The organism is Sinorhizobium alkalisoli (genome assembly GCF_008932245.1).
Lineage (GTDB): Bacteria > Pseudomonadota > Alphaproteobacteria > Rhizobiales > Rhizobiaceae > Sinorhizobium > Sinorhizobium alkalisoli.
On record NZ_CP034909.1, the window covers coordinates 1,792,542 to 1,804,623 of the forward strand.

The 12,082-nt window shown below is 63.1% G+C and carries 9 protein-coding genes; all 9 read right to left on the reverse strand.

The window, feature by feature from the left end; all coding sequences use genetic code 11:
- Nucleotides 1–78 precede the first annotated feature (78 nt).
- Nucleotides 79–1,185: a TRAP transporter substrate-binding protein gene (locus EKH55_RS08790; protein ID WP_151611362.1), complete on the reverse strand. Its 1,107-nt coding sequence runs from the start codon at nt 1,183–1,185 to the stop codon at nt 79–81.
- A 357-nt stretch (nt 1,186–1,542) separates the two neighbouring features.
- The gene (mgrA, locus tag EKH55_RS08795; RefSeq protein WP_069458353.1) at nt 1,543–2,571 is read right to left on the reverse strand and encodes an L-glyceraldehyde 3-phosphate reductase; all 1,029 of its coding nucleotides are present in this window, start codon (nt 2,569–2,571) and stop codon (nt 1,543–1,545) included.
- Nucleotides 2,572–2,794: 223 nt separating this feature from the next.
- Nucleotides 2,795–3,928 (reverse strand): Gfo/Idh/MocA family protein, encoded by a 1,134-nt coding sequence (locus EKH55_RS08800; protein ID WP_069458352.1) that lies wholly within the window; start codon nt 3,926–3,928, stop codon nt 2,795–2,797.
- Between the two features lie 93 nt (nt 3,929–4,021).
- Nucleotides 4,022–4,783: a sugar phosphate isomerase/epimerase family protein gene (locus EKH55_RS08805; RefSeq protein ID WP_069458351.1), complete on the reverse strand. Its 762-nt coding sequence runs from the start codon at nt 4,781–4,783 to the stop codon at nt 4,022–4,024.
- A gap of 119 nt (nt 4,784–4,902) precedes the next feature.
- Nucleotides 4,903–7,374 (reverse strand): glycoside hydrolase family 2 protein, encoded by a 2,472-nt coding sequence (locus tag EKH55_RS08810; protein WP_069458604.1) that lies wholly within the window; start codon nt 7,372–7,374, stop codon nt 4,903–4,905.
- Between the two features lie 137 nt (nt 7,375–7,511).
- The gene (locus EKH55_RS08815; protein WP_069458350.1) at nt 7,512–8,594 is read right to left on the reverse strand and encodes an ABC transporter ATP-binding protein; all 1,083 of its coding nucleotides are present in this window, start codon (nt 8,592–8,594) and stop codon (nt 7,512–7,514) included.
- A 6-nt stretch (nt 8,595–8,600) separates the two neighbouring features.
- Nucleotides 8,601–9,542, reverse strand: a complete 942-nt coding sequence (locus EKH55_RS08820; protein ID WP_069458349.1) for a carbohydrate ABC transporter permease — start codon at nt 9,540–9,542, stop codon at nt 8,601–8,603.
- Complete coding sequence (locus EKH55_RS08825; protein ID WP_069458348.1) at nt 9,535–10,443, reverse strand: carbohydrate ABC transporter permease; 909 nt, start codon at nt 10,441–10,443, stop codon at nt 9,535–9,537. Before EKH55_RS08825 ends, EKH55_RS08820 begins: the two co-directional genes overlap by 8 nt.
- A gap of 174 nt (nt 10,444–10,617) precedes the next feature.
- On the reverse strand, nt 10,618–11,853 hold the full coding sequence (locus EKH55_RS08830; protein ID WP_069458347.1) for an ABC transporter substrate-binding protein: 1,236 nt from the start codon (nt 11,851–11,853) through the stop codon (nt 10,618–10,620).
- Nucleotides 11,854–12,082: the final 229 nt, after the last annotated feature.

Sequence of the window (12,082 nt, forward strand, 5' to 3'; positions counted from 1 at the left end):
ATTCTTTCATGATAACGAAAAAAGAGAACCCCGGAGCAGCGCCCCGGGGTTTCCTGTTCCGCGATCGATGCCGCCGCGTCAGATCTTGCCGTTGCGCTGCTGGATCATCATGAAGGTGTCGTAGTTGTATTCGGCGATCTGCGCATTGAGGTAATACTCGCCGCGGAACGCCTTGATCGACTCCCAGATCTTCTTGAAGGCCGGATTGGAGGATTCCATCTCCGCATAGATGTCGTTCGACGCATCAAAGCAGGCGGAAAGCACATCCGCGCTGAACGGCCGCAATTGCGCGCCGGCGGCGACGAGCCGCTTGATGGCGGCCGGGTTCAGGTAGTCGTACTTCTGCAGCATGTTGGAGTCGGCCGCCTGGCAGGCCGTGCGCAGGAGCGATTGATAGGCCTTCGGCAGGCCCTCATACGCCGCCTTGTTGAACATGGCATGCACCGTCGGGCCGCCTTCCCACCAGCCGGGATAGTAGTAATAGGGCGCGACCTTGTAGAAGCCGAGCTTCTCGTCGTCATAGGGACCGACCCATTCGGCGGCGTCGATCGTGCCCTTTTCCAACGCCGGATAGATGTCGCCGCCGGCGATCTGCTGCGGCACGGCGCCGAGTTTTTCCAGGACCTTGCCGGCGAAGCCGCCGACGCGCATCTTCAGCCCCTTCAGGTCGTCGACCGTTTTGATTTCCTTGCGGTACCAGCCGCCCATCTGCACGCCGGTATTGCCGTTGGGAAAACCGACCAGGCCCTGCTCGCCGAGGAACTCATTGAATATGTCGATGCCGCCGCCGTGATAGTGCCAAGCGTTGATGCCGCGCGCATTCAGCGAGAACGGCACCGCGGCGCCGAGCGCCCAGGTCGGATCCTTGCCCCAATAGTAATAGGCAACCGTATGGCACGCCTCGACCGTCCCGGCTGCCGCCGCGTCGGCGGCCTGCAGGCCCGGAACGATTTCGCCGGCCGCGAAGACCTGAAGCTGGAAATTGCCGTCGGTCGCTTCGGACACGTATTTCGACAGGACTTCCCCGCCGCCATAGATGGTATCCAGCGACTTCGGGAAGGACGACGTCAAACGCCAGGTGACCTTCGGATTGCTCTGCGCCACGGCCGGCGCTGCGAGTGCCGTCGCGGCAGCCGCCCCGAGGCCGCCGAGGCCCGCATTTTTGATGAATGAACGGCGATCCATGATTCCTCCCTTTTCCCGCCATGACGGTTGCCGGCGTGCACCGCCGAACCGTCGTTTGAGCTTTTCCCCGCCCGCCTCAGCGCGTCGAGGGCTCATTGTCGTCATTGCCGGCAGCCGGGCAGAAGCGCCCCAGATCGGGCCGGCACAACCGCACCATACAGACATGGCAATGCATGTCCAGTGGCCGCATCCGGCCGCCGCCCCGACTTTTGGCGAAGAGGCGACCGGCACGCGCGAGATTGCCTAAAATCAAGGCAAATCAAGGCATTCGGGCCTGCTGCCGACGCCCTTTGTCGGCGCTCCGGAGGCCGCTCTTCAAGCGCCGCAGCGGCCTTTCGGGTCCGGCGCGGGAGGTCGTCAGCGCTCCGCCGAGGACGCCCAGAGGTTGATGTCTGCCTCGCGCGCATAGGCGTCTATCTCGGCCAGTTCCTCTGCCGTGAAACTGTCGTTCTCGAGCGCCTTGACGCTGTCGACGATCTGCTCGGAACGGCTTGCCCCGACCAGGGCGGAGGTGATCCGCCCGCCGCGCAGCACCCACGCGATCGCCATCTGCGCCAGCGTCTGCCCGCGGCGCTCGGCAATCGCATTTAATTTGCGGATATTCTCGACGATGTCCGGCCGGATGAATTCCCGTTTGAGGAAATGGTTGAGCGCCGCACGGCTGTCTTCGGGAATGCCGCTCAGATATTTCGTCGTCAGCATGCCCTGGGCAAGCGGCGAGAAGACGATCGAGCCGATGCCGAGATCCTCCAGAGTGTCGACGAGGCCGTCATCCTCGATCCAGCGGTTGAGCATGGAGTAGCTTGGCTGATGGATGAGGCACGGCGTGCCAAGCTCCTTGAGGATCGCTGCCGCTTCGCGGGTGCGCTGCGAATTGTAGGAGGAGATGCCGACATAAAGCGCCCTGCCCGACCGCACGATGTGATCGAGCGCGCCGCAGGTCTCCTCGAGCGGCGTGTCGGGGTCGAAGCGGTGGGAATAGAAAATGTCGACATAGTCGAGCCCCATGCGCTTCAGACTCTGGTCGCAGGAGGCGATCAGATATTTGCGGCTGCCCCATTCGCCATAGGGCCCGGGCCACATGTCGTAGCCGGCCTTGGAGGAAATGATCAGTTCATCGCGCAGCCCGGCGAATTCGGTGCGCAGGATCTCGCCGAAGGCGATCTCCGCGGACCCCGGCGGCGGGCCGTAATTGTTGGCAAGGTCGAAATGGGTGATGCCGAGATCGAAGGCGGTCCGGCACATGTCCACCTTGCGCTCGTGCGGCGTGTCGCCGCCGAAATTGTGCCACAGCCCCAGCGAGATCGCCGGCAGCTTCAAGCCGCTCCTGCCGCAGCGGTTATACTTCATCTTCTCGTATCGGTTTTCTGCCGGTTGCCAGGGCATGGGTCGCATTCCTTTGTTTTGCATGGGTGGGTTTGATTACCCCTCCCCAACCCCTCCCCACAAGGGGGAGGGGCTTACCTTGCCGCACCGGCCCGCCTCCTCGCAGCGGGACCAGCCCACGCAGAGGCTGAATATGGGCAGGCGAGCGCCGCTGGCGCCGAGCCCCTCCCCCTTGTGGGGAGGGGTTGGGGAGGGGTCATCCTTCGACCCAAGAGCGATTAAGTCACCGCAGAAGCGCCCTCGCCTCCTCGATGCCGAGCGCCGCCGGCTGGGTGCAGGTTGTGGACAATGTCACGAAACGTCCCTCTTCCCCGGATTTCAGGATCGACACCATCACGTCGACGGCATGCAGCGCGCGATCGAGCGAGCAGCGCGGGTCGCGACCCTTGAGGATTGCATCCGCCATGTCGGCAAGGCCGGCGGTGCGGTAGTTGGCGATCGGCCCCAGCGGATGCTCCCAATTGTCAATGGCAAAGGGGTGGTCCCACATCTCCAGCGGCCTGATGTCCTTGTTGCAGCCGCTTGCCTCGACAGTGCCGCCGAAGAAGTTCGGGTCGGGGACGAACAGTGATCCCTCGGTGCCGTAGAGCTCCATATTGGCGTGGCGATGCGCCCAGACGTCCCAGCTCGCCGAAAGCGTGATGGTCGCGCCGTTGTGGAATTCGAGCAGCGCATGGACATTGGTCGGCGTCCTGACCGGAATCACCTCCCCGTTGCGCGGCTCGCTGGTGATGGTGCGCGTCTGGCTCGCCATCGACGACAGCGCCGCCACGCGCTTTACCGGTCCGATCAGATTGATCAGGTTGGCGATGTAATAGGGGCCGAGATCGAGCACCGGGCCGCCTCCGGGCAGGAAGAAGAAGTCCGGGTTCGGATGCCACATCTCCATGCCCGGGCTCATCACATGGCAGGTGCCGGAGGTCACGCGGCCGATCCTGCCGTCATCGACGTAGCTGCGGGCGAGCTGATGGGCGCCGCCGAGGAAAGTATCCGGCGCACTGCCGACCACAAGTCCCTTTTGCCTGGCGATTGCCCTCAATTCCTCGCCCTGCTCGAGCGACAGGACGAGCGGCTTTTCGGAATAGACATGCTTGCCGGCTTCGAGGATCGCCTTGGAAACCGGAAAATGCGCATCCGGTATGGTCAGGTTGACGATGATGTCCACCTCCGGATTGGCGAGCAGAGCTTCGATGCTCTCAGCCGTCACATCGAATGCAGCGGCGCGTGCCTCGGCCGCCGCCGGATCGATATCCGCGCAGGCGACGACGCGGATGCCCTTGAAGAGCGGTGCAAGCTTGAAATAGGTGGTGGAAATATTGCCGCATCCGACGATGCCGACGCCAAGTTCTTTCGTCATGGAGATGTCCGCTTCTCTAGGCAGGTTCCGCAAAAGCCTGCGCCCAACAAAGAAATCCAGGAAGGCATTCTTGGGTAACCCACGAATGCCTTCCTAGTAGGATTGAATGGAAGCGAGCGACCGCTTGGCAAAGCGGCGGAAGTCGCTCGGATTGTCGTGTTCCGCGATGAAATATTGCGCCGGGGTTTCCGAAAGCGCCCTGGTGAGCCCTTTCCAGTCGAGCGTACCCTCGCCGACATCGGCCCAGCCGTCCTCGTTCGTCTTTTCGCCCTTGGGCGCGATGTCCTTGACATGAACGGCGGTGATGCGGTCGCCATATTTCTGGATCCAGGCAAAGGGATCAGCGCCGCCGCGCACGATCCAGGCGATGTCAGCCTCCCAGGAAAGATCCGGTCCGCCGGCAAAGATGTGCTCCAGCGGCAACGATCCGTCTGGCAGGGCATGGAATTCGAAGTCATGATTGTGCCAGCCGAAGTCGATGCCGGCATCGCGGAACGGCTTGCCGGCCGCCTGCAGCCGCGCGCCGAATTCCCGCCAACCGGCCGCATCGCTCGGGCGCTGATCGGGCATCAGATACGGGCAGTAGATGGCGCGGATGCCGAGCGCATTGGCGATCTGCATCACCCGCAGGGGATCCGTTTCCAGCATGTCGAGGCTGAAATGGGCCGTCGGCATGGCAAGGCCGTTGCGCTCCAGTCCGCTCCTGAAAGCCGCGATCTGTTCGTCACTGAGGGCGGCATAGAGCGCTCCATATCCCTCGACCTGCGTGTAACCGGCATCGCCGAGAGCGGCAAGCACATCGGCGAAGGGCGGGAAGTTGCGGGCGCTGTAGAGCTGAAAACTGACGTCTTTCATCGAGACTCTCCTCGTGGGTTTTGCGGATTCAAATCGTGGCAGGGGCGGCGTGGAGCGGCGCGCGGTTGATCTTCGCAGGCGCAGGGGCGGCCATGGCGGCGGATTGCGCTTCACCTCGCTCACCCCCTTCCCTGGCAGGATTCGAGATCGTAGGCGCTGAAGCGCGGCGTCACGCCCGGTTCGAGCGGCAGTTTCGGCGTGAAGCGGATCGTCTTCGCTTCTCCCGCGGCAAGGTCGAAGGCGTTGTCGGAATAGCGCCCCTCGCCATCCGCCTCGACCATCACATAGAGCGCGAGGCCGGCTGCCGTCACGGTCACGTCGTAGCCGTCGACAGCGGTCGCCGCCTCGATCGCCAGGCCTGCGGGCTCGAGGTCGAGTGCCTTGTAGGTGCCGTGGACGTAATGCCCCTCGCCACGCATGCCGTTCGACGCTTCGAAGGACCAGAAGATGAGCGCGTCGGCCGGAATATCGGTGGCCGTGATGGTGACCAGCGTCTCTGCCCGGTCCGGCGAGCATGCGCCTGCCGCCGCCACCAGCGGCCGGCGCTTGCCTTCGAGCGAAACCAGGAAGGTCTCCAGTTCGACCCTCACCGGCTCGGCCGTATCGTTGACCGTGGAGAAGGCGATCGTCTTGCCGTCCGCCGCCGGAATGGCCGCCACCGTGACCGGCTGGAAGAAGCGCCGCGCCATGTAGTGCAGGGCCTTCCAGTGGCCGCCATAGTCGAGGCTCGACCAGGAGGCGACCGGCCAGGTGTCGTTGAGCTGCCAATAGAGCGTGCCCATGCAATGGGGCTTCAGCGAGCGCCAATAGTCCACGGCGGTGCGGATCGCCAGCCCCTGCTGGATCTGGCTGAGATAGACGAAACTCGGGAAATCCTTGGGGAAGCGGAAATAACGGAACATCGTGCCGGCAATCCGCTCGTTGCCGCCGGCATTCTTCTGATGCGCCTCCATCACCGGCGAGGCGATGTTGAGGTCGCGCGCTTCGGCAAACCTTCGGATCACCGGCATGGATGTATAGGACTGGAAGCCGAATTCCGAACAGAAGCGCGGCCGCACCGTCCGATAGGTATCGAAGGACCTGTTCTCGTGCCAGACGGACCAGTAGTGCATGTCGCCGGAGCCGTCGGCATGCCAGGCATCGCCGAAATCCAGGTAACCGACGGACGGGCTCGACGGCCACCAGATCGCCTCTGGACAGGCCGCCTTCATCGCCGTCTCGATCGTTCGGTTGAGGCGGTCATAGGAAACGAGATAGCGGTCGCGGTCCTTGCGGCTTTCCTCGAACCAGGCTAGGGCGCCGACGAGCTCGTTGTCGCCGCACCAGAGCGCGATCGACGGATGCGACGCGAGCCGCTTCACCTGATAGCCCACTTCCGCCGCGACGTGTTCCAGGAAATCCGGCGTCGAAGGGTAGAGATTGCAGGCGAACATGAAGTCCTGCCAGACCATGAGACCGAGCCGGTCGCAGTGATCGTAGAACCAGTCCGGCTCGTAGAAGCCGCCGCCCCAGACGCGGATCATGTTCATATTGGCGTCGACGGCCGATTGCAGGAGATCTTCGACGCCCTCGGGCGCAACCCGCGCCATCAGCGCATCCGCCGGTATCCAGTTGGCGCCGCGGCAGAAGATGTCGCGGCCGTTGACGCGGAAGGCGAAGCGACTGCCCGCCTCGTCGCGGTCGGTCACCAGTTCGATCGTCCTGAAGCCGATTTGCCGCGTCACCACTTCCTCGGGCGTTTCGACCGTCAACATCGACAGCGCCTGTTCGCCGCTGCCGGCCGGCCACCAGCGCTTCGGCTCCGCGACGCTGAACACGTGCGTGATGTGCGTCTCGCCGGCGGCGGCCGCCAAGTCCAGGCGCTCGCGTTGCCCGTCAAGCTCGAAATGGATCGGCACGATACCGGGATCGCGGGCAAAAAGCGTGACCGTCACCTGCAGGTCGACCGAGCCGTCATCGAGCCAGACCTGACGCGTCGTCACATGCTCGATGCGCGCCGTCTCCAGCCGGCAAAGCGCCAGCGTCCCATAAATGCCGAGTGGCGCGATCGCGATGTTCCAGTCCCAGCCGAAATGGCATTGCGGCTTGCGCAGCATATTGCCATTGGCGATCGGCGAGTTGCCCTCGTGATAGGGCACGCGGAAGGGCTGTTCGGCCTGGCGCCTTGCCCCTTCAGCAATCGAGGAATGGAGCAGCACGCGGATGCGGTTCTCCCCGGCAACAAGCGCGCCCGACACATCCGGACGGTAGCGGCGGAAGCAATTCTCCGCCTCCAGCACCAGCCGGTCATTGACGTGGATCGAAGCCACCGTGTCGATGCTTTCGAAATCGAGATACCAGTAGCCGCCGAGATCGTCCGCATCGATCACGACGGTGCGTTCGAGCACCCAGTCCTTCTGTGCCACCCATTGCACCTCGGCCTCGTTGCGGCCGCGATAGGGGTCGGGGATGATGCCGGCGTGCTGCAGCGCACTGTGCACGTCGCCCGGCAGCGCGATCGTCAGCGCATGGCTGTTGTCCGCGGAGGCGAGCAGCCAATCGCCGGAAAGATCGATGCGGATCGCGTCGCCGTTCAGGGTCTCGGGAGGCATGTCCATTATCCATTCGTGACCGGCGGCGGTCGCCGGGATACTGTCCTCGGCCGGGCGCTTTCAAAAGCCCGGCCGGCTTGAAGTGGCTGGGGCGGGATGCGGGGAAACAACGCCGCTTCTCCCACTCCCGTCGGCTGTCAAAGACGGTTCTCGGTGGCTGCGTCGAAGATCGAGGCGACCCCCATGTCGAAGGAGAGCCGCACCGTGCTGCCGGGCGGATAGCGGCGCTGACCGGCAATCCTGACCGACATGGATTGCCCGGCGAGCTTCAGCCACAGGAGGTTGTCGGCGCCCATCGGCTCTTCGATGTCGACCGTGGCCTCGTGCACCTCGCCGGTCCCGGCCTCGTCGACCTTGACATGCTCCGGACGCAGGCCGAGCACCACCTTTTGTCCCGGCTGCAGCCGCCTGCGTGCGGGATAGGCGGTGACGTCGAAGGCGACGCCTCCTACGCGCACGACGCTGCGGCCTTCCCTCGCCTCCACCTCGCCGCGGAAGAAGTTCATCGACGGCGAACCGATGAAGCCGGCGACGAAGAGATTTTCCGGCGCATTGTAGATCGTCATCGGATCGGCAAGCTGCTGGATAACTCCGCTCTTCATCACCGCAATGCGATCGGCGAGCGTCAGCGCCTCGATCTGGTCGTGGGTGACATAGATCATCGTGTTCTTCAGCGACTGGTGCAGCCGCTTGATTTCGACGCGCAGTTCCGAGCGCAGCTTGGCGTCGAGGTTCGAAAGCGGCTCGTCGAAGAGGAAGACGTCGACATCGCGCACCAGCGCCCGGCCGATCGCGACGCGCTGGCGCTGGCCGCCGGAAAGTTCTGAAGGCTTGCGCTTGAGCAGCGGCTGGATCTGCAGGATTTCCGCCGCCCGATTCACCCGCTTGTCGATTTCCGGCTGCGGCACTTTGGCAACCTTCAGGCCGAAGGAGAGGTTCTTCTCGACCGACATCTGCGGATAGAGCGCATAGGACTGGAACACCATGCCGATGCCGCGGTCTTTCGGTTCCTCCCAGGTGACGTTGCGATCATGGATGAAGATCTGCCCGTCGGTGACGTCGAGCAGTCCGGCGACGCAATTGAGCAGCGTCGACTTGCCGCAACCGGACGAACCGAGCAGGACGAGAAACTCGCCGTGATCGATGTCGAGATTGAGCTTGTCGAGGACCGTGACGGCGCCGAAGCTCAAGGAAAGATCCCTGACGGAAACGCTGGTCATGCTTGCTTATCCTTTCACTGCGCCGGCTGCGATGCCGCGGACGAACAGGCGGCCCGAAACGAAGTAGACCGTCAGCGGCACGAGGCCGGTCAGGATCGTTGCTGCCATGTTGACGTTGTATTCCTTCACGCCCTGGACCGAGTTGACGATGTTGTTGAGCTGCACGGTCATCGGGTAGTATTCGGGCCGGGTGAAGACCACGCCGAACAGGAAGTCGTTCCAGATGCCGGTCACCTGCAGGATCATCGCGACGACGAAGATCGGCAGCGACATCGGCAGCATGATCTTCAGGTAGATCGTCCAGAAACCGGCGCCGTCGACGCGCGCCGCCTTGAACAACTCCTCCGGCAGGGCGGCGAAATAATTGCGGAAGAGCAACGTCAGGATCGGCATGCCGAAGATCGTGTGGACGATCACGAGGCCGGTCAGGGTGCCGTAGACGCCCATTTCCCTCAGCACGATGACGATCGGGTAGATCATCACCTGGTAGGGAATGAAAGCGCCGACGATCAGGATTGTGAAGAAGAGATCGGCGCCCTTGAAGCGCCAGTTCGCCAGCGCATAGCCGTTCACCGACGCGACCGCGATCGAGATGATTACGGAAGGCACGGTGATGCGGACCGAATTCCAGAACCCCCGCGAAAGCCCATCGCAATTGAGCCCGGTGCAGGCCTCGGCCCAGGCCTTTACCCACGGCTGGAACGTGACCTCCAGCGGCGGCGCGAAGATATTGCCGACGCGGATCTCCGGCATGCCCTTGAGCGAGGTCACGATCATGACATAGAGCGGCAGCAGGTAATAGAGCGATACGACGATCAGCGTGCCGTAGACGATGATGTTGCGGCGCGAGAGCGTCCGTTTCGGCTTGGCGCCGCGCGGGCCGTCCTCGTGTTTGGCCCCAACCGTATCGACGGAGAGAGCCATGCTGTTCTTGGCGATGTTATCCACGCTTGCGGCCCCCTCCGAATTCGAGATACGCCCACGGCACAATGATGATGGCGACGGTCAGAAGCATCATGGTCGAGGCGGCGAAGCCCTGGCCGAGGTTCTGGGCGAGGAACATGTAGTCGTAGACATATTTGGCGGGCACCTCCGAGGCGATGCCGGGTCCGCCGCTCGTCTGCGCCACCACGAGGTCGTAGACCTTGACGATGCCGCTGGCGATGATGACGAGCGTCGTGATGATGACGCCGCGCATCATCGGGATGATAATGAGGACGTAGGTTTTCCACATCGGGATGCCGTCGACGCGCGCGGCCTTCCAGATATCCTCGTCGATGCCGCGTAGCCCCGCGAGCATCAGGCACATGACGAGGCCCGTGCCCTGCCAGAGCGCCGCGATGAGGATGCCGTAGATGACGATGTCGGCGTCGTAGAGCGGATCGAAGGAAAAGCTCTCCCAACCAAGGGACCGCACGATCGACTGGATGCCGTATTGCGGATTGAGCAGCCATTGCCAGACCAGGCCCGTGACGATGAAGGACAGGGCGAAGGGGTAGAGCATGATGGTGCGGAAGGTATTTTCGAAACGGATCTTCTGATCCATCAGCGCCGCGAGCACGAAGCCGATCACCAGGCTGAAGACCAGTGAGAAGAAGCCGAAAATGGCCAGATTCTGGATCGAGATGATCCAGCGCGGCGCCGCCCATAGCCGCTCGTATTGGTCGAGCCCGACGAAGGAAAGGCGCGGCAGGAGCTTCGAGTTGGTGAAGGAATAGACGACCGTCCACAGCGTGCCGCCGAGGAAGATGACCATGGCCGTCAGGATCATCGGGATAGAGGCGATCTTCGCATTCAGGTTGCGCAGCCACTGGTTCGGTCGACCCGAACCCCGTGTTAGAACTGTCATGTTCCCTCCTCCGGAACTGCAATGGTTTTCGGTGGCGGGCAGCCCGGCGCCTTGGGCGCACGCCCGAAACCTGCCAAATCGCGCCCCGCCCTCGTGCGCCAATGCCGCGATCAAGCCCGCAATGGGGCTCGTGGCCGGCCCCGCGACAAAGGCGGGGCCGTCATGCGCCAGACCTCAATCCGCCGCCGCGATGATGTCCGCGAACCGCTTCTGGGCGTCTTCCGGTGTCATGGAGGGGTTGGCGAAGAACTCGGAGAAGAGGTCCTCCTTCTGCTTCTGGCTGTCCGGCGAAAGCAACTGGTCCGTGCCCTGGATGACATTGCCCTTGGCAAGGATGTCGAGGCCCTTCCGCATGCAGTCATTGGCCGCCGCAAGATCGACATCGCCGCGAACAGGCAACGAGCCCTTCTTCAAATTGAAAGCGACCTGGGTTTCGGGCTTCAGCAGGGTCGAGGCGAGCACCTCCTGTGCCTTCGACTTTTCTTCGTCGTCGAGCACCGGGAAATAGAAAGCATCGCCGCCGGTCGAGATCACCTCATTGACGCCGAGGCCCGGCAGGCAGGTGTAGTCGACGCCGGCTTTCTTGCCCGCAACCTGGAACTCCCCCTGGGCCCAGTCGCCCATGATCTGGCCGCCCGCCTTGCCCGTGATCACGAGGTTCGTCGCCTGGTTCCAGTCCTGGACATTGCTGCCCTTCGACATGCGGCGCGCGTCGTCGGCGGCCTTGAAGACCTTGGCTATTTCCGGCCCGGCGGCCACTTCCTCGTCCTTCTTGGCGAAAACCTGCTCGAACACGTCCTTGCCGGCAATCGCCACCATCAGCACGTCGAAGGCGCCGGCCGCCTGCCAGGGCTGACCGCCAAGCGCCAGGGGGATGATCCCGGCTTTTTCGAGCGCCGGCGCGGCGGCGACGAACTCGTCCCAGTTCTTCGGTACAGCCACGCCCGCCTGTTCGAAGGCGGCATTGGAAAGCCACAACCACTGCCAGGAATGGATATTGACCGGGGCGCAGTAGATCTTGCCTTCGATCGTGCAGGAATCGAGCAGGCTCGAGGGCTTGACGATGTCTCGCCAATGCTCGCGTTCGGCGACATCGCTCAGGTCGCGCATCAGCCCGGCCTCGACCAGTTCCTCCGCCTGGCGACCGTGATTGAACTGCGTTGCCCCCATCGGGTCGCCGCCGGTGATGCGGCTGATCATGATCGGTCGCGCCGTGCCGCCGGAACCCGCGATCGCGCCGTCGACCCATTTGTTGCCGGTCGCATCGAAGGCCTTTGCCAGTTCGGCGACCGCCGCGGCTTCGCCGCCGGAGGTCCACCAATGCGTGACCTCCAGGTCGGTGGCGTTGGCTGCACCGAACGGCAGAGCGACGGTGACAGCCAGAGCGCCAGCCAGAGAACGTAATTTCATGAGTCTCCTCCCTCACTGTAACGTTACCGTAAAAAACTTAGATCAAACGATTTACAGAAGCAACAGCCACAACGGAGGTTTTAAAATTAAAGTTGTGATACCCGCAATGCGTGCGCCGCGGTGGACTGAAGCGGCGCGACCATAGGTACCGCCAAGCGCTGAAAAACACGTGGCCGTGTGGAATAATGGCCTGTATTTCCTTGCAATATTCCCGATGACCATACACTCG

Excerpts from the sequence above, each read along its gene's own strand:
- EKH55_RS08790 (WP_151611362.1), bottom strand. The coding sequence starts at position 1,185 with ATGGATCGCCGTTCATTCATCAAAAATGCGGGCCTCGGCGGCCTCGGG.
- mgrA (WP_069458353.1), bottom strand. The coding sequence starts at position 2,571 with ATGCCCTGGCAACCGGCAGAAAACCGATACGAGAAGATGAAGTATAAC.
- EKH55_RS08800 (WP_069458352.1), bottom strand. The coding sequence starts at position 3,928 with ATGACGAAAGAACTTGGCGTCGGCATCGTCGGATGCGGCAATATTTCC.
- EKH55_RS08805 (WP_069458351.1), bottom strand. The coding sequence starts at position 4,783 with ATGAAAGACGTCAGTTTTCAGCTCTACAGCGCCCGCAACTTCCCGCCC.
- EKH55_RS08810 (WP_069458604.1), bottom strand. The coding sequence starts at position 7,374 with ATGCCTCCCGAGACCCTGAACGGCGACGCGATCCGCATCGATCTTTCC.
- EKH55_RS08815 (WP_069458350.1), bottom strand. The coding sequence starts at position 8,594 with ATGACCAGCGTTTCCGTCAGGGATCTTTCCTTGAGCTTCGGCGCCGTC.
- EKH55_RS08825 (WP_069458348.1), bottom strand. The coding sequence starts at position 10,443 with ATGACAGTTCTAACACGGGGTTCGGGTCGACCGAACCAGTGGCTGCGC.
- EKH55_RS08830 (WP_069458347.1), bottom strand. The coding sequence starts at position 11,853 with ATGAAATTACGTTCTCTGGCTGGCGCTCTGGCTGTCACCGTCGCTCTG.